This is a genomic window from Asticcacaulis solisilvae, assembly GCF_017875235.1.
GTDB lineage: Bacteria > Pseudomonadota > Alphaproteobacteria > Caulobacterales > Caulobacteraceae > Asticcacaulis > Asticcacaulis solisilvae_A.
In genome coordinates, this window is sequence record NZ_JAGGMI010000002.1 from 141,057 (window position 1) to 166,775 (window position 25,719).

Annotated in this window: 20 protein-coding genes and 1 tRNA gene; 10 read left to right on the forward strand and 11 right to left on the reverse strand. The window is 60.7% G+C overall.

What is annotated here, in order from left to right; translation table 11 throughout:
- Positions 1 to 99: 99 nt before the first annotated feature.
- The 5 genes from parE to J2X24_RS03750 all read right to left on the reverse strand — a co-directional run bounded on the left by parE (position 100) and on the right by J2X24_RS03750 (position 7,013).
- A complete protein-coding gene (gene parE, locus J2X24_RS03730; protein WP_209716856.1) occupies positions 100 to 2,187 on the reverse strand; it encodes a DNA topoisomerase IV subunit B in 2,088 nt (695 codons plus the stop codon).
- 122 nt (positions 2,188 to 2,309) lie between these two features.
- Positions 2,310 to 2,963 carry a TorF family putative porin gene (locus tag J2X24_RS03735; RefSeq protein ID WP_209716859.1) on the reverse strand — a complete coding sequence of 218 codons (654 nt, stop codon included), beginning with the start codon at positions 2,961 to 2,963 and terminating at the stop codon, positions 2,310 to 2,312.
- 482 nt (positions 2,964 to 3,445) lie between these two features.
- Positions 3,446 to 4,864 (reverse strand): ammonium transporter, encoded by a 1,419-nt coding sequence (locus tag J2X24_RS03740; protein WP_310002387.1) that lies wholly within the window; start codon positions 4,862 to 4,864, stop codon positions 3,446 to 3,448.
- Between the two features lie 358 nt (positions 4,865 to 5,222).
- The gene (gene glnA / locus J2X24_RS03745) at positions 5,223 to 6,641 is read right to left on the reverse strand and encodes a type I glutamate--ammonia ligase (RefSeq protein ID WP_209716862.1); all 1,419 of its coding nucleotides are present in this window, start codon (positions 6,639 to 6,641) and stop codon (positions 5,223 to 5,225) included.
- Between the two features lie 33 nt (positions 6,642 to 6,674).
- Positions 6,675 to 7,013, reverse strand: a complete 339-nt coding sequence (locus tag J2X24_RS03750; RefSeq protein ID WP_006274230.1) for a P-II family nitrogen regulator — start codon at positions 7,011 to 7,013, stop codon at positions 6,675 to 6,677.
- A gap of 371 nt (positions 7,014 to 7,384) precedes the next feature.
- Here J2X24_RS03750 and J2X24_RS03755 point away from each other — a divergent pair.
- From J2X24_RS03755 to J2X24_RS03775, 5 genes are all read left to right on the forward strand, one after another.
- A tRNA-Leu gene (locus J2X24_RS03755) sits at positions 7,385 to 7,469 on the forward strand.
- Positions 7,470 to 7,731: 262 nt separating this feature from the next.
- The gene (locus J2X24_RS03760; RefSeq protein ID WP_209716864.1) at positions 7,732 to 8,955 is read left to right on the forward strand and encodes an NHL repeat-containing protein; all 1,224 of its coding nucleotides are present in this window, start codon (positions 7,732 to 7,734) and stop codon (positions 8,953 to 8,955) included.
- Between the two features lie 137 nt (positions 8,956 to 9,092).
- Positions 9,093 to 9,938, forward strand: a complete 846-nt coding sequence (locus J2X24_RS03765; protein WP_209716866.1) for an AraC family transcriptional regulator — start codon at positions 9,093 to 9,095, stop codon at positions 9,936 to 9,938.
- Positions 9,939 to 10,108: 170 nt separating this feature from the next.
- Positions 10,109 to 11,353, forward strand: a complete 1,245-nt coding sequence (locus J2X24_RS03770) for a dicarboxylate/amino acid:cation symporter (protein WP_209716868.1) — start codon at positions 10,109 to 10,111, stop codon at positions 11,351 to 11,353.
- Positions 11,354 to 11,388: 35 nt separating this feature from the next.
- Complete coding sequence (locus J2X24_RS03775; RefSeq protein WP_209716870.1) at positions 11,389 to 11,697, forward strand: hypothetical protein; 309 nt, start codon at positions 11,389 to 11,391, stop codon at positions 11,695 to 11,697.
- Here J2X24_RS03775 and J2X24_RS03780 read toward each other — a convergent pair.
- Both J2X24_RS03780 and J2X24_RS03785 read right to left on the reverse strand, forming a co-directional pair.
- Positions 11,694 to 12,029 (reverse strand): DUF4326 domain-containing protein, encoded by a 336-nt coding sequence (locus J2X24_RS03780; RefSeq protein WP_209716872.1) that lies wholly within the window; start codon positions 12,027 to 12,029, stop codon positions 11,694 to 11,696. The two genes, J2X24_RS03775 and J2X24_RS03780, sit on opposite strands and share 4 nt — an antisense overlap.
- The gene (locus J2X24_RS03785) at positions 12,026 to 12,781 is read right to left on the reverse strand and encodes a hypothetical protein (protein WP_209716874.1); all 756 of its coding nucleotides are present in this window, start codon (positions 12,779 to 12,781) and stop codon (positions 12,026 to 12,028) included. Before J2X24_RS03785 ends, J2X24_RS03780 begins: the two co-directional genes overlap by 4 nt.
- 296 nt (positions 12,782 to 13,077) lie before the next feature.
- Between J2X24_RS03785 and tig the strand changes: the two genes are divergently transcribed.
- Together tig and J2X24_RS03795 are read left to right on the forward strand one after the other, a co-directional pair.
- Positions 13,078 to 14,430 carry a trigger factor gene (gene tig / locus J2X24_RS03790; RefSeq protein ID WP_209716877.1) on the forward strand — a complete coding sequence of 451 codons (1,353 nt, stop codon included), beginning with the start codon at positions 13,078 to 13,080 and terminating at the stop codon, positions 14,428 to 14,430.
- A 420-nt stretch (positions 14,431 to 14,850) separates the two neighbouring features.
- Entirely contained in the window at positions 14,851 to 17,892 is a 3,042-nt protein-coding gene (locus tag J2X24_RS03795; RefSeq protein WP_209716880.1) for a TonB-dependent receptor, read from the forward strand.
- 240 nt (positions 17,893 to 18,132) lie between these two features.
- Here J2X24_RS03795 and J2X24_RS03800 read toward each other — a convergent pair whose 3' ends face one another.
- The 3 genes from J2X24_RS03800 to J2X24_RS03810 are packed head-to-tail and all read right to left on the reverse strand — an operon-like array spanning position 18,133 to position 19,475.
- Positions 18,133 to 18,633: an SRPBCC family protein gene (locus tag J2X24_RS03800; protein ID WP_245344433.1), complete on the reverse strand. Its 501-nt coding sequence runs from the start codon at positions 18,631 to 18,633 to the stop codon at positions 18,133 to 18,135.
- A gap of 11 nt (positions 18,634 to 18,644) precedes the next feature.
- On the reverse strand, positions 18,645 to 19,106 hold the full coding sequence (locus J2X24_RS03805) for a GyrI-like domain-containing protein (protein WP_209716883.1): 462 nt from the start codon (positions 19,104 to 19,106) through the stop codon (positions 18,645 to 18,647).
- A 33-nt stretch (positions 19,107 to 19,139) separates the two neighbouring features.
- Positions 19,140 to 19,475 carry an ArsR/SmtB family transcription factor gene (locus J2X24_RS03810; protein ID WP_209716886.1) on the reverse strand — a complete coding sequence of 112 codons (336 nt, stop codon included), beginning with the start codon at positions 19,473 to 19,475 and terminating at the stop codon, positions 19,140 to 19,142.
- A 212-nt stretch (positions 19,476 to 19,687) separates the two neighbouring features.
- Between J2X24_RS03810 and J2X24_RS03815 the strand changes: the two genes are divergently transcribed.
- Complete coding sequence (locus J2X24_RS03815; protein ID WP_209716889.1) at positions 19,688 to 20,320, forward strand: ATP-dependent Clp protease proteolytic subunit; 633 nt, start codon at positions 19,688 to 19,690, stop codon at positions 20,318 to 20,320.
- A gap of 292 nt (positions 20,321 to 20,612) precedes the next feature.
- Here the strand turns inward: J2X24_RS03815 and J2X24_RS03820 are convergent, their stop codons facing one another.
- Positions 20,613 to 21,212: an HAD-IB family hydrolase gene (locus J2X24_RS03820; RefSeq protein WP_310002388.1), complete on the reverse strand. Its 600-nt coding sequence runs from the start codon at positions 21,210 to 21,212 to the stop codon at positions 20,613 to 20,615.
- 310 nt (positions 21,213 to 21,522) lie between these two features.
- On the opposite strand from J2X24_RS03820, the gene clpX reads away from it, so the two are divergent.
- Together clpX and lon are read left to right on the forward strand one after the other, a co-directional pair.
- The gene (gene clpX, locus J2X24_RS03825) at positions 21,523 to 22,782 is read left to right on the forward strand and encodes an ATP-dependent Clp protease ATP-binding subunit ClpX (RefSeq protein ID WP_192620218.1); all 1,260 of its coding nucleotides are present in this window, start codon (positions 21,523 to 21,525) and stop codon (positions 22,780 to 22,782) included.
- 473 nt (positions 22,783 to 23,255) lie between these two features.
- Complete coding sequence (gene lon, locus J2X24_RS03830) at positions 23,256 to 25,652, forward strand: endopeptidase La (RefSeq protein ID WP_209716892.1); 2,397 nt, start codon at positions 23,256 to 23,258, stop codon at positions 25,650 to 25,652.
- Positions 25,653 to 25,719 lie beyond the last annotated feature (67 nt).

Sequence of the window (25,719 nt, forward strand, 5' to 3'; positions counted from 1 at the left end):
GACCCCAAGTCTTTCCTAATTCTTTCTGTATTCAGGGCCTGAAGGCCCAGAATACAGAAAGAAAAAGCAAGGTTGTGGGGCCTCGGGCCCCACGCCCCGTTACACGTCAAGGTCTTCCGCCGCGAATTCCGCGTGGTCCTGAATATAGCGGAATCGCAGTTCAGGCTTGCGGCCCATCAGCGTCTCCACCAGGTTTTCGATATCTTCCTCGTCATGAGGCAAGGTGACGCGCGCCAGGGTCCGGGTCTTCGGATCCATGGTCGTCTCTTTCAACTGCGCCGGCATCATTTCACCCAGGCCCTTGAACCGGCCGATTTCAGGCTTCTTGCCCTTGAAATGCTTGGCGATGATCTCGGCGCGATGCGCGTCGTCCTTGGCGTAGTGCACATCCTTGCCATGGCTGATCCGGTACAGCGGCGGCATGGCCAGGTACAGGTTGCCATTCCGGATCATGCCCGGCATCTGCCTGTAAAAATAGGTGATCAGCAGCGAAGCGATGTGCGCGCCGTCGACATCGGCATCGGTCATGATGATGATGCGCTCATAACGCAGGTCTTCGTCCTTGAACCGCGCGCCCGGCTGCACGCCAAGCGCCAGGCCCAGGTCAGACAGTTCGGCGTTCTGCTTAAGCTTGTCGACGGTCGCCGACGCCACGTTCAGTATCTTGCCGCGCAGGGGCAGGATGGCCTGGGTGTTGCGGTTGCGGCCCTGCTTGGCGGAGCCACCGGCCGAGTCGCCTTCGACGATGAACAGTTCGGTGCCGACCGCATCCTGACGCGCGCAGTCCGCCAGCTTGCCCGGCAGGCGCAGCTTGCGCGTCGCCGACGCGCGCTGAACTTCCTTGTCCTTGCGCTTCTTGAGGCGTTCCTCGGCCTTTTCGACGACGAACTGCAACAGACGCTCGGCTTGCTTGGGCGAGCCGGTCAGCCAGTGATCGAACGGATCGGCCAGGGCTTTTTCGACCAGCTTCTGCGCGTCCGGCGATGACAGGCGGTCCTTGGTCTGGCCCTGGAACTCCGGATTGCGGATGAAAACCGAGATAACAATACCGGCATAGGCGGCGACGTCTTCGGCGGTGATCAACCCACCGCGCTTGTCGCCGATCATTTCGGCATAGCCCTTGAGCGACCGCGTCAGCGCGGCGCGTAAACCCGCTTCGTGGGTGCCGCCGTCGGGCGTCGGAATGGTGTTACAATAGGACTGGACGAAACTGTCGTGATCATCGAAGCCGGCGGCCGACCAGACGACGGCCCATTCGACGGCGCCGGCGTCGTCCTTGCGGTCGACGCGGCCGGAAAAGATTTCGGAAACCGTCTCGCTGCCCTTGATGCGCTCGGCGAGGTAGTCGGCCAGACCATTGGGGAAGAAGAACTTGTCCTCCGCCGGCGTCTGGTCGTGGATCTGGCTGGGCGCGCACTTCCAGAAAATCTGCACGCCGCGGAACAGATACGCCTTGGCCTTGGCCATGCGGTAAAGGCGAGCGGGCTTGAAGTGGGCCTGCGTCCCGAAAATCTCCGGATCGGGCAGGAAACGGAGTTTCGAACCGCGCTTCTTCGACGGCTGGACCTGTTCGACCGGGCCCAGGACATGTCCCTTGGAAAAGTTCTGCTGCCATTCGAAGCCGTCGCGCCACACCGTGACTTCCAGCTTTTCGGACAGGGCGTTGACGACCGAGGCGCCGACGCCGTGCAGACCGCCCGTGGTCGCATAGGCCTTGCCCGAGAACTTGCCGCCCGAGTGCAGCACGGTCATGATGACTTCCAGCGCCGACTTGCCTGGGTATTTGGGGTGCGGATCGACGGGCAGGCCGCGGCCATCGTCGCGGACGGAGACGTAGCCTTCGGCATCGAGTTCGACCCAGATGGCCTTGGCGTGGTTGGCCACCGCTTCGTCCATGGCGTTGTCGAGCACTTCGGCGAACAGATGGTGCAGCGCCTTTTCGTCGGTGCCGCCGATATACATGCCGGGACGCTTGCGGACGGGCTCAAGCCCTTCCAGCACCTCGATGCTCGACGCGTCGTAGGTGGTGTCGTGCGTGACCGGTTGGGGAACAGGCATTTCGACCACTTTCGGCTTGGGCGCGGCGGTGCGTGCCTCAGGACGTGCCGCAGAAACAGGAGAGGGCGCGGCGGCTTCAGGCCCGGCGCCGGGTGTGAATAAATTGGGTTGCGCGGATTTGGAACTCATGACTCAAACATGCAGCGATTCGCGCCGGGTATATAACGCCTGATGTCAAAAGAGAACAAAAAAAGACCGCGAGCTGTGGAAGGCTCGCGGTCAGCGCTTTTAAACCTTGGTCAGGCTTAGAATTAGAAACCAACCTTGATGGTGGCGTACAGGTTGCTCGGCATCTTCGAAGCTTCGCTGTAGCGCAGGTCCAGCGACACGCCTTCGGTCAGGGCGTAGGTCGCGCCGAGGTTCCAGGTGGAGTAATCGTAGAACTCGTAGTTGCCGATGGCGCCCGAAACCGACAGCTTGTCGGTCAGCGGATACGAAGCGTTGACTTCGTAGTACGGATCTTCCAGGTCTTCCGCCGGCAGGTACAGGGCGGCGCCGATCGTGCCCTTGCCCATCGAGTGGCTGACGGCGCTCTTCAGTTCACCGAAGTTGTAGTCGCAGGCGTCGCACTGGCTCGGGTACATGTAGTGAATGTAGCCGAAATCGAAGTTCCAGTCGCCGACCGACGGCGCGATACCGACGTACAGGTCGAGTTCGGTCGAGGTGTCGTCGTCGCCCGCGAACGAAACGTTCGAACCCCAGGCGCCGGCGTAGAAGATGCCCTTCTTATAGTCGACGCCACCCTGGACGGCGGCGCCGTCTTCGGTCTGCGTCACGCCGCGCCACACATAGTTGTTCGTGGCGGCGATGTTGAAGCTGAATTCGCCGGTGTCCTGCGCCATGGCGGCCGAACCTGCGAAGAGCGCGCTGATGGCGACAGCGGCGACAAGAAGAGTCTTTTTCATGGTCTGTAGATCCCAGTTCAAAGGTTGAAGCCGACGCGTTTAACTGATTGGCGGCTGTTATTCTTGAGTTAAAGAGTTTGGTGAACCCGAGAGACAATCTAGCAAGTTTTTAGCAGGCGCAAAGTCCCCTATGGTCGTTTCACCACGCCTAGATGCAAAATTGTCACAAATCTCACCCCCGCTAAAGATATAAAAAATGTGTTAAAATTCAGTCCAATACTTTGAAATCCGGACATATGAAATTAATCTATAACACTTTGTAAGATTTGCTGCATCGCAAAATAATCGCGCTTCAGGCGGCTAAATAAAGCAGGCGTGATTCCAGATGTGAGACCCGCCGAATGCGCGAATCGGAAGGCTTCGGCACACGATAAATCGGTCTGTGGTACATGGGCCATCCGCGCTGCTGTCCAGCGATGACTCAAAAAAACGGGGCACTCTTTCGAGCGCCCCGCCATTTATACGCGGATAACTTAGAGGGCTTAGTGGTCCATGACTTCGTCGTGTTGCGAAGCATCCAGACCTGCCACTTCGTCTTCTTCCGAAACGCGCAGTCCAGTGGTGAACTTGCAGATCAGAAGGATCAAGAAGGTACCGACCGCCGACCAGGCAATGGTGATGCCGAGGCCGATGAGCTGGCTGGTGACATTGGCCCCTTCCGCCAGGCTGTTGATCGTGGTGTCGGCAAAGACGCCCGTCAGGATCGCACCCAGGATGCCGCCAGCGCCGTGGATACCAAAGGCGTCCAGGCTATCGTCGTAACCGAGCAGCTTCTTGATCCAGGTGGCGGCGAAGTAGCAGACCGGGCCAGCTGCCGCGCCGATGATCATGGCGCTCTTGGGGTCGACAAAGCCGCAGGCCGGGGTGATGGCGACCAAACCGGCGATCAGGCCCGACAGGATGCCGATCAGCGAAGGTTTACCGCGGAAGATCCACTCAACGATCTTCCAGGTCAGACCGGCGGCGCAGGTGGCCAGCAGGGTGTTGAGCAGGGCGACCGAGGCAACCGAGTCACCGGCCCATTCGGAACCGGCATTGAAGCCGATCCAGCCAACGAACAGCAGCGAGGCGCCGATGAGCACGAAGATCGGGTTATTAGCCGTCATTGCTTCGGTACCGTAGCCCTTGCGGCGGCCCAGGAACAGGGCAGCGACCAGGCCGGCGACGCCGGAGTTGGTGTGAACGACAGCGCCACCGGCGAAGTCCTTGACGTTCATGCCGCCCAGGATGCCACCGCCCCAAACCATGTGACAGATCGGCGCATAGACCAGGATCGACCACAGGGCCATGAACAGGATCAGGCCCGAGAACTTGACGCGTTCGGCGAAGGCGCCGGTGATCAGGGCAGGGGTGATGATCGCAAAGGTCATCTGATAGGCGATCCAGGTGTATTCCGGCACGCCTGCCGTCGCCATATAGGCGGTCGTCGGCGTGACGTTGTTCAGGAACAGGGTGTCGAATCCGCCGAACCACTTGTTCAGCTCCGCCGCCGGCAGACCAAATAGATCGGTCGAGACGGTGCCGAAGGCGAACGAGTAGCCAACCAGCCACCACAGGACGGCCGAGACGCAGGTCACGGACACCGACTGGGTCACGGTGGCGACGACGTTCTTCTTACGCACCATGCCGCCGTAGAACAGCGCCAGGCCCGGCAGGGTCATCATCAGGACCATGGCGGTAGCAAAGATCAGGAAGGTGGTGTCGGACTTGTCCAGCGCCAGTTCCTTTTGCGACGCCAGCAGCGCGGGCGCCGGAGCGGCGGCTTCGGCTTCAGGCGCCGCGGTAGATTCGACGGCCGGAGCGGACGCGTCGACCGAAGCCTCGGCGGAAGCCGGGGCTTCCTGAGCCAGGGCCAGGCCGGCGGCCGGAGCCGTCAGCAGGAGGGCGGCGGTGACAGCCACGGCCCTCGAAAGTTTAGTCCACGTCTTCAAAGTATCCCCCTTTGGGTTAAGTGGATTGTTGCACCCGCTCACAGTGCCGTGACTATGAAAGCGCGCAACTGAATAATCCGGTTAATCAGGGGTGAAGGGGGAGGGCGGCGCCATTTGCGTCATTTATGTGTCAAAAAGCGGCTAAACCACCGCAAACACTGGCAAATTTAATTGGTATCTCGCGAAACCATATTTGTTTCATTTGAAATTATATATTGTATTATAATTTTGGAAGAAATGGAGTATGTCGCAACGCAAAATGAAACAGGCCACCGGTAACGGGTGGCCTGTAGCAGACTTTCAACGGTAGTGGCAATTCCTTACGGAATTAGCACTTGTAGTACATTTCGAACTCGACCGGGTGCGGACGCAGTTCGAAGTTCATGACTTCTTCCATTTTCAGCTCGATGTAGGCATCGATGAAGTCGTCGTCCATGACGCCGCCCTTTTTCAGGAAGGCGCGGTCCTTGTCCAGGCTGTCCAGGGCTTCGCGCAGGCTGCCGCAGACTTCTGGAATGTTCTTCTGCTCCTGCGGCGGCAGGTCGTACAGGTTCTTGTCCGCCGGCGCGCCCGGATCGATGCGGTTTTCGATACCGTCGAGGCCGGCCATCAGCAGGGCGGTGAAGGTCAGATAGGGGTTGCCCATCGGGTCCGGGAAGCGGGCTTCCAGGCGCTTGGCCTTCGGCGACGACACCCACGGAATACGGATCGAGGCCGAACGGTTGCGGGCCGAATAGGCCAGCTTGACCGGAGCTTCGTAACCCGGGACCAGACGCTTGTAGGAGTTGGTCGTCGAGTTCGAGAAGGCATTGATCGCCTTGGCGTGCTTGATGATGCCGCCGATGTACCACAGGCACATGTCGCTGAGGCCGGCATACTTGTCGCCGGCGAACAGAGGCTTGCCGCCCTTCCAGATCGACTGGTGCACGTGCATGCCCGAGCCGTTGTCGCCGAACATCGGCTTGGCCATGAAGGTCGCCGTCTTGCCATAGGCGTGGGCGACGTTGTGGATGACGTACTTGTAGAGCTGCAGGCGGTCGGCCATGGTCAGCAGGTCGGAGAACTTCAGACCCAGTTCGTGCTGGGCCGGCGCCACTTCGTGGTGGTGCTTTTCGGGCTCGAGGCCCAGTTCACCCATGACGGCCAGCATTTCGCCGCGCAGGTCCTGGCACGAGTCGACCGGATTGACAGGGAAGTAGCCGCCCTTTGGTCCCGGACGGTGGCCCATATTGCCTTCCGGATAGACCTTGGCCGAGTTGTGCGGCAGTTCGGTCGAGTCGAAGGCGTAGCCGGTGTTGTCCGGCGAGATCGACCAGCGGACGTCGTCGAAGATGAAGAATTCGGCTTCGGGGCCGAAATAGGCGATGTCGCCGACGCCGGCCGACTGCAGGTAGGCCAGGGCCTTCTTCGAGATCGAGCGCGGGTCGCGGTTATAGGGCTCGTTCGTGTCCGGATTGATGACGTCGCAGAACAGGAACAGGGTCGTTTGCTGATAGAACGGGTCGATATAGGCCGTCTTCAGGTCCGGACGCAGCTTCATGTCCGACTCGTTGATGGCCTTCCAGCCGGCGATCGACGAACCGTCGAACATGGTGCCGTCGTTCAGGAACTCGTCATCAACCAGGTCGATGTCGAAGGTGACGTGCTGAAGCTTGCCGCGCACGTCGGAAAAACGCACGTCAACATACTTGACGTCCTTTTCCTTGATGAGTTTGAGAATGTCTGCTGCTGTCATAAGACGCCCCATTACCTTTTGTTATTAGGAGAGTGGCCCCAGGCTTTAGACGGCCTGCGGTCCCGACTCCCCGGTCCGAATACGAACGACGTCCTGGACGTCGCTCACGAAGATCTTGCCATCACCGATCTTGCCCGTGCGCGCCGCGGTCTGGATAGCCTCCAGGGCGGCAGGAGCGAGGTCGTCGGCAACGACCAGTTCGATTTTGATTTTCGGCAGAAAATCAACGACATATTCCGCACCGCGATACAGTTCGGAATGTCCTTTCTGGCGGCCGTATCCCTTGGCCTCCAGCACGGTCATACCTTGAACCCCGATTTCCTGAAGGGCTTCCTTCACTTCGTCGAGCTTAAAGGGTTTGATGACGGCTTCGATTTTTTTCATGAGCAATCCATAAAACTTAGACCGTTCAGCGTCGTAAAATGTTTGCATTGCGCAAGATTGCAAGCCGTTTCACAGGCGGCAACCTCACATGGCTGTAACGATCTATTACGATGCGTGAACGCGCGGACGGGCTGCGTGTAAACCCAAACCTTGGACAAAGACAGAAGAAAATGCGTTTTAGCGCAGATTCGTCGTGCATAAAGGGAAAATTAACCACGGCCTGCATTTCGCGCGAGTCACGGGCGAGCGCTCCGTACAAAGACTTTGCCGCAGCGCAAGATATCGATTCCGCACTGGCGATCTGGCTTGACGCGTCCCTCCGTTTGCTTCATGACCGCGCCCTCGGGTACTGACGTGCCTGAATTGGACCTGCGGATGTGGCGGAACTGGTAGACGCACTGGGTTTAGGTTCCAGCGCTGCAAGGCGTGGAGGTTCGAGTCCTCTCATCCGCACCATTTCATTTCATCGCTCACGGCTGGCGCGTTGCGCGCCTGCCTCCGCGAGGGCGGCGAACTGTCGCCGGCGCCCGGTCGGGCGCTGTTGCAGTTCGCTAGAGCGATATGGCGAAAAGTGTAAGCGGTTTTCGCCTTAAATATCGCGACAAAACAAAAATTTAGATCGGTATGATGTTTCCACTTAAATCATACCGATCTAATTGCCGTTTTGTAACTGGTTCGGCCGCGCCGATGTGATAGCCTGGTCAAAACGGGCTCCTCCATGCGCCATTTGCTCCTTTCAGCCTTGATCCTGGCCCTGCAAGCCGCGCCTGCGCTTGCGGAAGACTTCAGCGCGAGAGAGTTCTTCCGCCACCGTGCCGCCGCCGCCGATGCCCTGAAGCGCAACGATCCCGTGGCGGCGCAGGCCGAGATCGCTGCTGCGCGATCCCTGCTGCCGTCCGCGCCATCGGTTCTGCTGATGGGCGCACGGATTGCGCTTTCGGCACAGAAGCCGGAGGCGGCCAAGACCTGGCTCAACGACTATATCGCGCGGGGCCTATGGTTCGATCCTGCGCGCCAGCCCGATCTGGCGGCCCTGCTCTCACCGGCGGAGCGGGCGCGGCTCGATGCCAACGGCACGGACTTCGGCGCCTTCACGACGGTGGCGCAACTGGACACGCTGCGACTGGCCGAAGGGGTGACCATGGTCGGGGACCGCGTCTACTACACCACCATCCACGACGGCGCGCTCAACGCCGTGGGACAGGCCAAGCCGGTCCACGCACTGGCCGAAGGCCGTGGCGCCTATGGCGTGGCCGCCAAAGGCAGCAGCATCTGGATAGCCGCGTCGCCCGACCAGGCGGCAGCCGCCTCCACGACGGCGTATCCGTCTGAACTCGTGCGGATCGATACGGCGTCTTCGTCGGCACCGGAGACTTTCACCGGTGGCGCCGGCAGCCGGTTCGGCGACATCGCGCTGGGCGCACACGCCGTCTATGTCAGCGACGGCGGAGCAGGCGCGGTGCTGCGCCTCGACCCACAGACCGGCGCCTGGCAAACGCTGATTGCCGCCGGACGCCTGCCGTCGCCGCAAGGCCTGGCGGAAAACGCTGACGGCACCGCCCTGATCGTGGCGGATTACACATCGGGTCTCTATCGCGTAGACCTGGCCGGCGGTGATATCCTGCAACTGCCGGTGCCTGAAACCGCATCGCTAATAGGCGTCGATGGCGTGGCGCGGTTCGGCAACGACCTGATCGTCATACAAAACGGCATTGAGCCGGGACGGTTACTGCGCATTGGTATGAGCAATGACTGGAAAGCCATTGAATCGGTTCAGATCCTGTTACGTGGCGGCGCGTTGGATGAACCGACCAATGGCGTGGTTTCCGGCGACCGGTACCTCTTCGTGGCGCGCAGCCAGTGGTCGGATTTCGACGGCGACGGCCAGCCGAAAGCGACGCACGGTCCAGCCATCATCGGCGAAATCAGGCTCACGGATTGAAACCGGCAGCGCTGTGGCCGGCGCAATGCTGACAGGTCCTGGCGGTCGCTCGGCCGTTTTCTATCCGGCAGCGCAATCCTGATCAAGCGGCGGGTCCTGCCGTCCGTCAGGATCGTATCCGCAAATGAAGGCAGATCATGAGTTCCTCCCATCCCGCCGGCCGCGCCGTCTGGTTCATCGAGAATCATTTCGACAAGGACCTGACGCTCGACGATATCGCCGAGGCCGCCGGCGTCAGCCGCTTCCACATGGCGCGCGTTTTCGATGCGCGCATGGGCCTAAGCGTCATGGCCTATGTCCGGGGCCGGCGGCTGACCGTCGCCGCCAGCAGGCTGGCCAAGGGCGCGCCCGACATCCTGTCGGTGGCGCTGGAGGCGGGTTACGGATCGCATGAAGCCTTTACGCGCGCCTTCCGCGACCGCTTCGGCATTACACCCGAAGCGGCCCGGGAAGGAAAACCCTATGACATCCGTGCTTTACAGGAACCTTTTCTCATGGATTTGCAACCGATCGCCACCCAAAGCCCGCACGATATCCGCCAAGGCCGAGCCTTCCGTGTCGACGGGCTGACAGGCCGTTACACCATGGAGCAGACGGCCAACATCCCGTCGCAGTGGCAAAAATTCACACCATGGCTCGGCAATATCGACGGCCAGACCGGCGAGGCCGATACCACCTACGGCGTCTGCTACAATGCGAATGACGATGGCATCGACTATCTCAGCGGCGTCGAGGTCGGCCCCGGTGCTGATCTGCCGGCGGAATTCGCCACGCTCGACATCGCCGCCCAGACCTACGCGGTCTTTCCGCACACCGGACATATCTCAGAACTGCGCAGCACTTGGGATGCTGTGTGGAACAACTGGATCCCCGAATCCGGCCTAAGCGTGCTGCCTGAGCCCTTCTTCGAGAAATATGGCCCATCGTTCGACGGTGTAACGGGCGAGGGCGGACTGGAAATCTGGATACCGATCAAAGCATAATTCCGGTTTCATAATCCAGTCGCGAAGGCCGCGCGTATTGACCCTTTGCCAGGAGCGCGGGCGGTCTTGGCACGTTTCAAACAGAGCCTCCCGCCAAAAAAGACGTTGCGCGACGCCGTTTGCCGGGGAATAGTCGCAGTCGGAACGATCCTGGTGAGTTGGGGCCCTACATGAAAAGCCGTCTGGCGCTGTTTATTCTTCTGGCCATGGTGCTGGGCGTCGCCGCCGGCTGGGCGACAAATCAATATCTGGACGAGGCGACCGCCGCCGGTTTCATTACCGGGTATGGTCTGCTGACCAAGATATTCATCACCATGATCAAGATGATCATCGCGCCCCTGGTGCTGTTCACCCTGATCGCCGGCATCGGCCACATGGAGGACGCCGCGGCGGTGGGGCGCGTCGGCGCCAAGTCGCTCGGCTGGTTCATCCTGATGTCAATCGTGTCGCTGGTTTTGGGCATGATCATGGTCGAGTGGCTGCAACCCGGCGTCGGCATGAACCTCCAGGCCGCCGGCGAGCCCGTCGCCGTGCCCAATACCTCTAACTTCACACTCGTGAAATTCATCGAGCACCTGATCCCGTCGTCGATCGTCAAGGCGATGGCCGATAACGAAATCCTGCAGATCGTGGTCTTTGCGGTCTTTGTCGGCACGGCCGTCGCCATGCTGGACGACAAGGCGCCGCAGGTCATGGTGCTGGTCGAACAGGCCGCCAATATCATGTTGAAGGTCACCGAACTGGTCATGCTGTTCGCGCCGTTCGCCATCTTCGGCGCTCTGGCCAAGGTGGTGGCCGAGCAGGGGCTGCCGATCCTGATCACCTACGCCAAGTTCATGGGCGGCTTCTATGCGTCGATGGGCATCCTGTGGGTCATCCTGATCGCGCTGGCCTTTGTGTTCATTGGCGCACGCACGCTGAAACTGCTGGGCGTTATCCGCGAACCGGCGCTGCTGGCCTTTTCGACCGCCAGCTCCGAAGCCGCATACCCCAAGCTCCTGTCCGGCCTGCCGACGATCGGCATTTCGCGCAAGATCACCTCGTTCGTCCTGCCGCTCGGCTATTCGTTCAATCTCGACGGCTCGATGCTGTATTGCACCTTCGCGACCCTGTTCATCGCCCAGGCGCACGGCATCGAATTCACCATGACGCAGAAGATCATGATGCTCTTCCTGCTCTTGATCACGTCGAAGGGCATTGCCGGCGTGCCGCGCGCCTCGCTGGTCGTCATCATGGCGACCCTGACCTATTTCGGCTTGCCGGCGGAATGGATCGCCGTGGTACTGGGCGTCGATGCCTTGCTCGACATGGGCCGGTCAGCGACCAATGTCGTCGGCAACTCGGTCGCCGCGGCCGTCGTCGCCAAGTGGGAAAACGCATTGGATAAAGACGAGGCGCCCGTCAAGACGGCATGATCATGCGACGCTCTCTTATCACTCAGGACGAGCTGATGCGCATACGGTTGCTTCAGCAGATCGGCGGGGGCGCGCTGATCGGAGCCGTCTGGGGCATGCCATCGGTTTTCGCGCTTGTTTGCGCCATCGGGCTTTGCTTCCTGGACCTGAACTCGGATGCCGCTGCTTTGCACTTTAGTATGTTCAGTGCGGCGCTTCCACTGGTCGTTCGCTTCGCTGTCGATCGCAATCTACCGGGTTTTATGGCGCTGGCGTACGTCGCACAATTCGCGGTTCTTCTGTGGCTGGGCGATGACCTTTGCCAGGCTTTGATTTCGCTGAGGCAGTATGTGAGGTTCGGCTAGCTATTGTTCGCCAGTCTTAGCAGCACATCGCCATGGCAGGCGCCATCTAGCGGGCACCAGCATGCCAGGTTCTTGCCGCGCAAGGCGCCAAGGTCCGGCGCGTTCCCGGCCTCGGCCCATTTGCGATAGGCCTCGACCGCGATCGTGGAGGCTTCAGCCTTTGACGCAAGGCCTGCGCGCGCGAACTCAGGCCCCTTGACGCTCCAGCCGGCATCGCCTTCGGAGACTTCGAACGGATTGCCGTAGCGCGTCGTCCGGTCGATCTTGACCGTGTTGTCCAGCATCCGCCAGCCCTTGCTGCGTTTCAGTTGTATCCGTTGGGGCGCGCTCATTCAGGCGCATCTACACCCGTTTTGTCGATAGCGGCAAGCAAAGGGTAGGGGCGGTTGGACAAGGCAGGGCTACCATCGCGCGCCAGCCAGTCCGTCGCTGTCATGCGCCAGGTCTCGTCATCCCGCCACACCTTGGCGCGGAAAAAGACCGCATCGCTTTCGTCGGGATTGACCGTGTTGGGATGTTCGCTGCGCCAACAGTCGGCCGTCAAGGCGCTGTCGCTCTGCCATTCTATGTTCTTGCACCCCGCCGGGAACTCGGCCCGGCTTTCGGTGTTCGGCCACTGCGTGATGATAAAGGCCCCGCGCGCCTTGGTGACCGTCGAATCGGTCGTCGCGAGGTAGCGCCCGTTGGGTGAGGCGGCGATATCGCCCATGACATTATATTTGCCGCTGTTGGGCAACACCAGGTAGCGGTTGGTCGTCGTGCCGAAGTGACAGGCGACAAGGGCGATGGGCTCCAGCGTCCCTGAATCGGGATCGCGGATTTCGATGGCGCGCTCGACGATATAACGGTCGCAGCCCTGCGGATTGTCGGTGTAGGTGACCAACGGCTCGCCGCGATAGCTTATGACAAGTTCCGGGCCGTTGCGGATGGCCATTTCCGGATGCGCCTTCAGGATGGCCGCTTCCTGCGCCTTGGCCGCGACCTCTTGGGGTGTGCCGACAAAGGCGTTGGGATTGACATCACTGCGCGCCAGGGGCGGGGGTGGTGGGGGCGCTTCGGCCGTACATGCGGCGAGCAGGACCATGAAAACTGGAAGAACACGAACAATGCGCAACGCAGAACCTCGAAATCGATGGACACCGAGGCTAGGGCCCAGCCTTATAAAAAAGCCATTCGCGAGATGTTGAAGGGCATAACCTGTCGAAAAAGCCGTTCTGTCCGGCTTATCCCGCGCTTTGCCGTTGACCTCTTCCGCAATCGTGCCATAAGGAGCGCTTCTTTGCGGACAGGGGCATCCCTGTGCGCCCGTTTGACGTTTTTAGCCGCCGGTTCGGGCCCGATGCGACATCGGACCACCGGACCGACAAGGATAGCCACTCGATGCAAGTCGTTGAAAAACTGAATGAAGGCCTCAGCCGCGTTCTCGAAGTCACGGTCACCAAGGACCAGCTGACGAAGAAGCTGGACGCCAAGATCGCCGAGATCACCCCTAAGATGAACATCAAGGGCTTCCGCCCCGGCAAGGTGCCGCAAGGCCACGTCCGCAAGATGTACGGCAAGGAGCTGATGGGCGAGATCATCCAGGAAGCCCTCAACGACACCACGCAAAAGGCGATGGAACAGGCGAACATCCGTCCGGCCAGCCAGCCCGAGCTGAAGCCGCTGGGCGACATCGAAGCTGTCATCAATGGCCAGTCGGACCTGGCCTACGAAATCGCCGTCGAAATGATGCCGATTTTCACGCCGGTCGAGCCTTCGTCGGTCGAGCTGACCCGTCCGGTCTATGAGCCGACCGACGAGGACGTCAACGAGTCGCTGAAGCAGGTCGTGGCCGGCAACAAGCAGTATGAAGAAAAGAAGGCCAAGGGTAAGGCCGCGGTCAAGGCCGAAGACGGCGACAAGCTGATCATCGACTTCCTGGGCAAGATCGGCGACGAAGCCTTCGCCGGCGGTCAGGCCGAAGACGCCGAGCTGGTCATCGGTTCGGGCATGTTCATCCCGGGCTTCGAAGAGCAGCTGATCGGCGTCAAGAAGGGCGAGAGCAAGGTCCTGAACGTGACCTTCCCGGCCGAATACGGCGCCAAGGAACTGGCCGGCAAGGAAGCCACCTTCGAGACGACCGTCAAGGACATCCTGTCGCCGAAGGAAGGCGAAGCCGATGACGACATGGCCAAGAGCCTGGGCCTGGAAAGCCTCGACGCCCTCAAGGGCATCATCAAGGGCCAGCTGGACCAGCAATACAAGACCGCTTCGCGCTTCAAGATGAAGCGCCAACTGCTCGACATTCTCGACGAAAAGCACGACTTCGAACTGCCGGCGCGCATGCTGGACGCCGAGTTCCAGGGCATCTGGCAACAGGTTGAGCAGGACAAGGCCGCCGGCCAGCTCGACGAGGAAGACGCCAAGAAGTCGGAACAGGAGCTGAAGGACGAGTACCTGAAGATCGCTCAGCGCCGCGTGCGGCTGGGTCTGGTCCTCGCCGAAATCGGCACTCGCCAGAACGTCCAGGTCACCGACCAGGAAGTCTCGCAGGCCATCATGCGCGAAGCCCGCAACTATCCGGGCCAGGAGCGCCAGGTGTTCGACTTCTATCGCAACAACCCGGCCGCCGCCGCCCAGATCCGCGCGCCGATCTATGAAGAAAAGGTCTGCGACCTGATCTTCACCCAGGCCAAGGTCACCGACAAGCCGATCAGCAAGGACGAACTGCTGAAGGAAGAAGACGAAGGTTAAGCCTTATAGTTCTTGAGAAAAGCCCGCTTCGGCGGGCTTTTTTGTGTCCGGAGAGATGAGTTGTGAATCGCAATGGGAATTGGCCAAAACATTGCAATTCGCAATTCATCGCAGACACAACCTCCCCACTTGTGGGGAGAGGGACCGCACGAGACCGTCCTTGCACGGGCGAGATGTTGTGGTGGGGCCTTTATGGTACTTACCGCGTTCGATAACTGAAGGATGCCCCGACCAAAATGATCCCTGTCCGGACAAGTGGGAAGGCGAAGAGAGAACGTCCACCTCAAAATCCCCGGACCCAATCGCACCGCCTACGCAAATTCTTAAACGAATCGTGGTTTCGTTCGCACGACACCCGGAGATGTCACCTTCTCATCATGGCGCCTACCATGACTGAGAGCACATCAGGACCCGATTTTCGTGACGTCTTCTCTCCGCCGCGCCGGCCTCCGCGCGGCGTCAGCCCTCGTGGCTGCGCTGCTGCAGGCCCTCCCACTTACGGCCCTTCTCACCGCCACCGCCGAGGCGCAGGACTACGTGACCGGCGCCGTGTCCGGATCGGTCGCGGATGAGACCGGCGCCCCCATCACGAATGCCACGATCACCCTGACGTCCGACGCCCAGGGGCACAGCCGTGTCGTTGCCGTCACATCCGCCGGACGCTTCGGCGCCACGGGCCTGGCGCCTGGCGCCTATCAAGTCGCTATCCGCGCCCCCGGCCGCGAAGACCTGGCGACCACGATCGCGGTCACGGTGACACAGGAGGCGCGCCTCGACGCCGTGCTGCAGCCGGCCGGCGCCGCCGTCGTGGTGAAGAGCCGGCGCGTCCGCATGGACTTTACCCGCGCCACCACCGGCCTTGTCGTCAACCTCGACACCCTGGCCGGGCAAATCCCGTTGGCGCGTAACCTCAACGCCGTCACCTTGCTGGCGCCGACCGTCGTGCCGGGCCATCCGGACTTTGGCGGCGGCGATAATGCCGTAGCCTCCTTCGGCGGCGGGTCGGTGGCGGAAAACGCCTACTATATCGACGGGCTCAACATCACCAATCCCGACACCTATGTCGGCGGCGCGCGCGTGCCGTTCGACTTCTATCAGTCGATCGAGGTTATGACCGGCGGCTATCCAGCGGAATTCGGCCGCGCCACCGGCGGTGTCGTCAACGCCACGACCAAGTCGGGCAGCAATGACTTTACCTTCGCGCTGCATGGCAATTTCAAACCGGACAGCCTGCGGGCCCAGGAGCGCGACACCTATAATTATGACGGCCGCTTTTCGACCGCGACCAACAATTCGCTGATCGTCGAGATGGGCGGGGCGCTGATCCGCGACCGCCTGTTCGCTTATGGCCTCTACCAGGCCAACCAGATCGAATGGGAAACGGCCAATGTCGAGAGCCGCTTTTACAGCCACACCACCAACAACGACCCGTTTTACGGCCTCAAGCTCGACGGCTACATAACGCCTTCGCAGCGTGTTTCGCTGACGGCGTTCGACACCACCAACCGTTCGATCTCGCGCCAATACGGCTTCGACGGCAGCGAGCGCGGTGACTACGTTGCCACCGAAGTCACCGAGACGGGCGGCCGCAACTGGGTGCTCAACTATTCCGGCCGCGTCAGCGACTGGCTGACCGTATCGGCGGCGATAGGTGAGATGCGCGACCGCGCGAATGTCGTGCCCGAAGATCCGTCGGCCTATTATGTCCGCGTCGTCGACATGACAAATACGTCAACCACCCTGTCGAAGAGCCAGCCGAGTTCCAACGCCCAGGTGACCGACATGACGCGCAAGTTCTGGCGCGCCGACGGTGACGTTCGCTTCGATGCCTTCGGCCGCCACCACGTCCGCTTCGGCATCGACCACGAAGACAATTCCGAAACGAAGACCAACAACATGGTCGGTGTCGTGCCCGTGCAGTACATCTTCCGCACCTATGACGCCACGGGAACAGTGATCAACAACGACAGTCTCCTGCAGATTGTCTACCAGCAGCTGGGCGGTCAGGTCGCTTCCGAGAACCAGGCGATCTACATCCAGGATTCGTGGGACGTCACACCCGACCTGAACGTACAGGTCGGCGTGCGTGACGACACCTTCCGCCAGTACAACCTGTCGGGTGAACGCTATATCAACCTGACCGGCAATGTCGCTCCGCGTCTCGGCTTCAGCTGGGACCCGACGGGTGAGGGGGCGTGGAAGATCCATGGCTCCTACGGCGCCAACTTCATTCCGCCGGCGATGAACCTGGGCGTCCGCGGCAAGGACCTTTATTTCTCGCAATATTTCGAAGCGCCGGCCGGCGGCTGGGTCATCGATCCGCAAACCGGCCTGCCCAACGCGGTCGGCCCGACCTATCCCGTATTCGGCCAGCCATGTCCGGCGTCGCAGTTGAGCCAGGCCCCCGGCTTTAACTCAAGCCATGTGGCGGGTGACGACACCTGTTTCGTCATCGGCAACGGCTCCCAGGAAGGCGCGACCTCCAAGGCGGCCATCGGGCTCAAGGCCACGCGCGTCGATGAGTTCACCGTCGGCGCCGACTACCGCCTCAATGACCTGTGGTCAGTCGGCCTGAGTGCTGTCTATCGCAACACCGTCGATGTGTCGGAAGATTCCGAGTTCGGCCCGGCCATAATCGACTACCTGACCGAAAACGGCCTCGACGCCTCGCAATACACCTCCGGCGAAATCTCCAACAGCTATTATGTCTGGAACGTAGGCGACCACGACGTCACCATCTCCCTCAAGCAACCGCTGCCGGGCGAAAGCGAGCAGCGCACCATTACGCTTACGGCCGAACAGCTGGGGCACTTCGCCGACGCGAAGCGCGAATATACGGCGGTCACCTTCGACTTCAAGCGCGCCTTCGACGGCAAGTGGGGCGTGCAGGGCTCCTATACGTTATCGCGCCTCTATGGCAATTACAGCGGCACGGTCACCGAATTCGGCAACAGCGTCCAGCTGGACGCCGGCGCGACTTTCCGCTGGGATACCCCCAATACCGAGGACCATGCCGTGGGCCTTTTGCCCGGCAACCCGACGCACAGCCTGAAGGTCTGGGGTTCTTACGCCTTCACGCCGCGACTGCTGGGTGGGTTCAACATCATGGTGCTGTCGCCGACCCGGTTCAGCTGCCTGGGCAACGATCCCGACGGCGTCTCGCCCTATACGGTCTTCCACTATTGCGGTGGCCGGCCGGCGCCGATGGGCAAGGGATTGAAGTCGGACTGGGTGCGCAATGTCGATGCGTCCCTGCGCTATACCGTGCCGCAAACCGTCCTGCCCAAGGGCAAGTTGGTGCTGCGCGCGGATGTCTTCAACCTGTTCGACACCCGCAGTGTGGTCACGCGCTACGTCACCTATGACGGAGCGACGGCCGGCGCGGTCGACGCCAATTACGGCCGGCCATCGAACTATAGCCAGCCCCGGTCGGTGCGGATCGGCTTCGACCTGAGCTATTAAACGGCGACGGAAATCCCCCTTCCGTCACCGCCTCCGGCGGCGCCACCTTCCCCGTAAACGGGGAAGGAAGGAGTAAAATCTCGTTTTTCCACAATTCCTTCCCCGTTTACGGGGAAGGTGGCAGCGAGCGTAAGCGAGGCTGACGGAAGGGGGATTTCCTTCAGTAACCCAGAGTGTCATCTAACCTAATCACGCTCCGGAAAACCAACTTGCAATCCGCTAGCGAAAGCAACTTGCAACTCATTCCTCAACGACCAGAAGGTCGTCCAGACGCGCGTAACCGGCCTCCATGCCATCCATCATGGGCGAAGAGGCGACCAGGTCGCGCGTTTCCTTTGAAGCATAGGTGATGGTCAGGGTCATCTCGGTGACGCCATCGCGTTCGGACAGAACCATATCGCCGTCCGCCGCGCCCTTCGTCCAGTCGTCGTCGAAAACCTGCTGGTCGGCGATATGGCTGGGCGCCTCAACAGCGCGGTAGACGCCGCTCATCGCCATGGTCTTGCCGCCTTCGCCGTGCCACTCGTAGCGGTACTTGCCGCCGACGCGCAGGTCGACCTCGCAGACCGGCATGGTCCAGCCCGGCGGCCCCAGCAGCCAGCGCCGGATCAGGTCGGGCTGGGTGTGCGCGTCCCAGACCATCTGCCGTGGCGCGTCGAAGGTCCGGGTCAGGCGGATTTGAGTGTCGGAGAGCAGGGCGGCATTGAGCCGCCCCACGGTCTTGATGATCATCGAGGACATGGGAACAGGCCTTATTTGAGGGGTTTGCGCAGGAGGGTACGGTACTGGCTGGAGTCCGGACCGGATTCGGGGCCGACGCTGTAGGTCTCCCACAGTTCGTCGGTGGTGGCGATGTCGCGGTCCTTCAACGCCATGATGAACTGCCCCCAGCCGTTGCCCAGCCCTTCGTAGCCGCCGTGATAGGTCGTGCTGGCCGCCTTCATGGCCGGGCGCAGGCCAGGCTGGACGCGGCCCTCGGGCGTCACGTCGCTGTCGACCGGCAGGCAGATTTCGAAATCGAAGGTGTCGGTCGGGGCGCGGTGGTGATGCGTGAACCACGGCCCCGAAGGCGTGATGCCCTGGGCGGCCAGCGTCGCGTGCAGTTCGCCTATGCCGGCGCCCATATGGTTCATAATCTCGTTCGTTGGAACCTTGAGCGGGATGACCGCCATCTTCTGTTCAGGCAGGTCGATGATTTCGGGGGTGTCGATCATAGGATGTCCTCTCAATCTGGATGTGTGGGATCATCAGTCCTTCTGGACCGTCTTCATTTCCGCCAGCAGCGCATCGAGCCGCTGGTAATTGCCTTCCAGCCGCGCACAGAAGTCTTCCAGCCATGCTGTTGCCTGGCGCAGGCGTTTCGTTTCGGCGCGGACCGGCCGGCGGGTACCGTCACGGCCGCGCGTCACCAGCCCGGCGTTTTCCAGCACTTTCAGATGCTTGGATATGGCCGGCTGGCTCATGGAAAACGGCTCGGCCAGGTCCATCACCGTGACCTCTCCTTGCGCCAGCCGCGCCAGTATGGCGCGCCGCGTCGGATCGGCGAGGGCGACAAAGGTTGCATCAATACCGTCGAAAGCCATTTTCATAACCAATAAGCTATATAACTATTCGGTTATATATAGGCGACATTTCCGGCTGTCAAGACACATCGGGTGCTTCCAAGGCTCTTGAAAAGCTGTGCGCAAATTGCCAAGTTGGCTTTGATTTGGGACGGCGCACTCACTTAAGGTTAAGACTTGTTGTCTTAGATGGCGTGACGCCCGTCGATTCGACACACACAAAGGATTCGTGAATGCGCGACCCCGTTGACCACCTGACCTCCTACCTGGTTCCCACCGTCATCGAGCAATCGAGCCGTGGTGAGCGCGCCTACGACATCTATTCACGCATGCTGAAGGAGCGGATCATCTTCCTGACCGGTCCGTTCGAAGACGGCATGGCGACCTCGATCTGCGCCCAGCTCCTGTTCCTGGAGTCGGAAAACCCGAAGAAGGAAATCTCGATGTACATCAACAGCCCGGGCGGTCAGGTGACCTCGGCGCTGGCGATCTATGACACCATGCAATACATCAAGTCGCCGGTGACGACCGTCTGTATGGGCATGGCGGCTTCGGCCGGCTCGCTGATCCTGCAGGCCGGTGAAGCCGGTCAGCGCATCTCGCTGCCAAACTCCAAGATCATGGTGCACCAGCCTTCGGGCGGCGCACGCGGCATGGCTTCGGACATCGAGATCCAGGCCGAGGACATCCGCAAGACCAAGAAGCTGCTGAACGAAATCTACGTCAAGCACACCGGTCAGTCGTACGAGACGATCGAAAAGACGCTCGACCGCGACCGCTACATGACGGCGGACGAGGCGAAGGCGTTCGGCCTGATCGACCATGTCTACGTCAAGCGCGCTGACGGCACCGAAACCGCCGCCTGATCGCGGACAGAGCTTTGAAAATAGAAACGCGGTGCTTCGGCGCCGCGTTTTTTTGCGTGAACTTGTCCAGGTTAAGTGTCTATGGCGCCTGTGGCTTTTGAATCACTGAAAACACGGAAAGCGCCTGCGGCGCGACACGGAAAAGGCAAGGAATTTAAGCGCAAGCGGCTAGCGCTGAACGAGGCAGCAATTTTCGCCCTCCCCATTCATGGGGAGGGGGGACCGCCGAAGGCGGTGGGCGGGGCTTAACCGTGGCGCCGCAGACTTGTCGTGCTTCAGAGCACCAGACAAATCAAGGCCTTTTCTTGAATACCCGATAATGTGGATGACGCGCCGCCGCGAGCATTTCACGGTCGCCGGCCGTATCGCCATAGGCTGCTTCCAGATCCAGCTCAGGACCAAACGCTTCGCGCAGGCGGCACATCTTCTCCTCGCCACGGCAGTTGATACCGTCGAGGTCGGGCAGCAGCCGGCCGCTGTCCGAAAAGGCCAGGCGCGTGCCGATCACCCGGTCGGCGCCGATCAGTTCACCGAACGGCGCCACCAGAATCTGAGGCGAGGCGGTGACGATCACCCGCAACCGGTCGGGCTGGTCCTGGCGATTCCACTCCGCCAAGGCATCCGGCCGGAAGAGCTCGTCACCGGCCGCTTCGGCAAACGACGCGGCCCACGCTTCAAGTTCCCGCTTCGGAATCGCCCCCAACAGATTGAATAACAATCGGGATTTCAACGCGCCACGGTCCCGGGTCGCGATATAGTCGCCGAGCAGGGACGGCTGCGCCGCGAACGCCGCCGCGATTCTGATGCTGCCCGAGGTGAACTTCAGGAAGGCGACGAAGCTGTCGGTATGGGTGAGAGTGCCATCAAAGTCGAAGGCCACAACTTTGGACACAAGTGATTCCGATGTCTCTGGCGGCATGACGAGGCCTGTATCCACAAGGTTGGCGCGGCGGCGCGCAATGAGCGCTTTTATTCCGCATTTTTTATCCCATATAAAGCGCAACAAGGCCTAAATTGATCCGGCAAGGCTGTTGAGGCCCACACCAAACTGTGCATAAATGTCGGGTACGGGGCACCACGAAACCTGTATCGACGTCCGGCTCAGCCTTTATTAAGGCTTGCTGGGCTAAGGTGCCGGGATTACCTGCGGCTGGATTGGGCGGTGTGCGCGATCCTCCGCGACTTGAAGGTGAAGAGACATTATGACCAAAGCCGCTACGGGCGACAGCAAAAGCACCCTCTATTGTTCTTTCTGCGGAAAGAGCCAGCATGAGGTGCGCAAACTTATCGCCGGGCCGACCGTGTTCATTTGCGATGAGTGCGTCGAACTGTGCATGGATATCATCCGCGAAGAGCACAAGATCGCTTTCGTCAAATCCAAGGATGGCGTACCGACTCCGAAGGAAATCCGCGAGGTCCTGGACGACTATGTCATCGGCCAGTCGCAGGCCAAGAAGGTTCTGTCGGTCGCTGTTCACAACCACTACAAGCGCCTGAACCACGCCGCCAAGGGCAACGACGTCGAACTGGCCAAGTCGAACATCATGCTGATCGGTCCGACCGGTTCGGGTAAGACCCTGCTGGCCCAGACCCTGGCGCGCATTATCGACGTGCCGTTCACCATGGCCGACGCCACGACCCTGACCGAAGCCGGCTATGTCGGTGAAGACGTCGAAAACATTATCCTGAAGCTGCTCCAGGCCGCCGACTATAACGTCGAACGCGCCCAGCGCGGCATCGTCTATATCGACGAAGTCGACAAGATTTCGCGCAAGTCGGACAATCCTTCGATCACCCGCGACGTGTCGGGCGAAGGCGTGCAGCAGGCGCTGCTCAAGATCATGGAAGGCACCGTCGCCTCCGTGCCGCCGCAAGGCGGGCGCAAGCATCCGCAGCAGGAATTCCTGCAGGTCGACACCACAAACATCCTGTTCATCTGCGGCGGCGCCTTCGCCGGCTTGGAAAAGATCATTTCCGGCCGCGGCAAGGGCACCTCCATCGGCTTCGGCGCGACCGTGAAGGACCCTGAAGACCGCCGCACCGGCGAAGTCCTCCGCGAAGTCGAGCCCGATGACCTGATGAAGTTCGGCCTGATCCCGGAATTCATCGGCCGTCTGCCGGTCCTGGCGACGCTGGAAGACCTGGACGAACACACCCTGGTCAAGATCCTGACCGAGCCGAAGAACGCCCTGATCAAGCAGTATCAGCGCCTGTTCGAGATGGAAAACGTCTCGCTGACCTTCAATGAGGAAGCGCTGTACGCCGTCGCCAAGAAGGCCATCGTCCGCAAAACCGGCGCGCGCGGCCTGCGTTCGATCCTGGAAGGCATCCTGCTCGACACCATGTACGAGCTGCCGACCATGCAAGGCGTCGAGGAAGTCGTCATCAACGGCGAAGTCGTTGAAGAGCGTGCGACGCCGCTGCTCATCTACGCTGAAAAGCGTGCAGGTGGAGCGGCTTAAAGCCAACACCTGAGGTAAAGCAAAAAAACGCGGTCAGGATGTCCTGGCCGCGTTTTTTTCATACGTTCAATTGAGTCTCGTTTCACTGCCGGAATTCCCCCTTCCGTCATTTGCGGAGCAAATGACGGAAGGGGGATTTGCGTCAACGCATGCGCCTCTGCTTTTAGAGTGCACCGGCTCGTAATGTGATTTTCCTTAAAGCCGGCAGGAGGCTACGGTGCGGTTAACGTCCGCACTGGAGAATCCAGTGGACAGGAGAGGCGGGCTGGTTTCGACATCCCTTGAAGTTTCGCTGGCCTTCCCCCACATCTGTTAACGAAGCGCTCAAGCGGATTCGCTGGTCTTCCCGAAGACAGCACAAGCTCGTGAAGCGCCTTATCTTTAAGACTCTCTAGAGACCTCGCGTTTACACTTGTTAACACGAGGCGAAAGACGTCTTGTCAGGCGGCAGATCCATGCCGCAAGGAGTAAAAATGTTGGATCTCGTGACCATCCCCGTCCTGCCGCTGCGCGACATCGTGGTCTTCCCGCATATGGTTGTGCCTTTGTTTGTCGGCCGTGAAAAATCGGTCCAGGCGCTTGACGAGGTGATGAAAGGCGACAAGCAGATCCTGCTCGCCACCCAGAAGAATTCCTCCGATGACGATCCCGACACGTCCGCCATCTATGAGATCGGCGTCCTGGCCAATGTGCTGCAGCTGCTGAAGCTGCCCGACGGCACGGTCAAGGTGCTGGTCGAAGGCAAGTCGCGCGCCCGCGTCAAGCGCTTCCTGTCGACCGAACCCTATTACGAGGCCGAGGCCTATGTATTGGACGGCGGCGAAAGCGAAGGGCCGGACACGGAAGCCCTGACCCGCGCCGTCTCCGAGCAGTTCGAGAATTACATCAAGCTGAACAAGAAGATTCCGCCGGAAAGTCTTAATGCAATTGCGGAAATCAGCGACGCCGACATCCTGGCGGACTCGATCGCCGCCCATCTGGTCGTCAAGATCGCCGACAAGCAGGCGCTGCTGGAGCAACTATCCGTCACCAAGCGCCTGGAAAAGATCTATGCCCTGATGGAAGGTGAAATCTCCGTCCTGCAGGTCGAAAAGAAGATCCGCAGCCGCGTGAAGCGTCAGATGGAGAAGACCCAGCGGGAATATTACCTGAATGAGCAGATGAAGGCCATTCAGCGCGAGTTGGGCGAGCAGGACGAGAGCAAGGACGAACTGGCCGAGCTCGAAAAGAAGATCAAGGGCACCAAGCTTAGCAGGGAAGCCCGCACCAAGGCCCTGGCCGAACTGAACAAGCTGCGCCACATGTCGCCCATGTCGGCCGAAAGTACGGTCGTGCGCAACTATCTCGACTGGCTGCTGTCGATCCCCTGGGGCGCCGTCAAACCGAAGGCCATCGACCTGAAGAAGGCCGAGGACATCCTCGAAGCCGACCACTATGGCCTGGAAAAGGTCAAGGAGCGCATCCTCGAGCACCTGGCCGTCCAGGCGCGCATGGGGACGCTGAAAGGCCCGATCCTGTGCCTCGTCGGCCCTCCGGGCGTCGGCAAAACCAGTCTCGGCAAGTCGATCGCCAAGGCGACGGGCCGTGAATTCATCCGCATTTCGCTGGGCGGCGTGCGCGACGAATCCGAAATCCGCGGTCACCGCCGGACCTATATCGGTTCCATGCCGGGCAAGATCATCCAGAACATGAAGAAGGTGAAGTCCACCAACGCCTTCTTCCTGCTCGATGAAATCGACAAGATGGGCGCCGACTGGCGCGGCGATCCGGCTTCGGCTTTGCTCGAAGTGCTGGACCCCGCACAGAACTCGACCTTTGCCGACCACTATCTTGAGGTCGACTACGACCTGTCGAAGATCATGTTCGTCACGACGGCCAACAGCCTCAACATGCCCCAGCCCCTGCTGGACCGCATGGAGATCATCCGCATCCCGGGTTACACCGAAGATGAGAAGGTCGAGATCGCCAAGCGTCACGTCTTGCCGACCCTGATGAAGGACCACGGTCTCACCACTGAAGAGTTCATCGTGCCGGAAGCGACGATCCGCGACGTCATCCGCTACTACACCCGCGAAGCCGGCGTGCGGTCGCTGGAGCGTGAACTGGGCAACCTGGCGCGCAAGACGATCCGCGACCTGGCGCGTGAAAACGTCAAGGCGATCACGGTCGACGATGAGCGCCTGGCCAAATATGCCGGCGTCAAGAAGTACCACTATGGCGCCACCGACGAAACCGATCAGGTCGGTATCGTTACGGGTCTGGCCTGGACCGAATTCGGTGGTGACATCCTCACCATCGAAGCCATCAAGATGCCCGGCAAGGGCAACATGAAGGTCACGGGCAACCTGAAGGAAGTGATGAAGGAATCCGTTTCGGCGGCCAACTCCTACGTCAAGGCCCTGGCGCCCAAGTTCGGCATCCTGCCGCCGGTGTTCGACAAGACCGACGTCCACGTTCACGTCCCCGAAGGCGCCACGCCCAAGGACGGTCCGTCGGCCGGTATCGCCATGGTCACCGCCATGGTGTCGGTCCTGACCGGCATTCCGGTGCGCAAGGACCTGGCCATGACGGGTGAAATCACCCTGCGCGGCCGCGTCCTACCGATCGGCGGGCTCAAGGAAAAGCTGCTGGCGGCCCTGCGCTCCGGCATCAAGACCGTGCTGATCCCGAAGGAGAACGAGAAAGACCTGGTCGACATCCCGGCCAACGTCAAGTCGGGCCTGGAGATCATTCCGGTCAGCCAGGCCGACGAGGTTCTGCGCCACGCGTTGGTGAAACCTCTGACGCCGATCGAATGGATCGAGCCGATCATCACCTCGGGCGCGGCCACCACCGCCACCGACGACTCCGACGCGGCGACGGCCCACTAAGGTCACTCAAAAATAGCGGAAATGGCCCGGTTCACCCCGGGCCATTTTTGTTTTTGTAAGGCCTGTG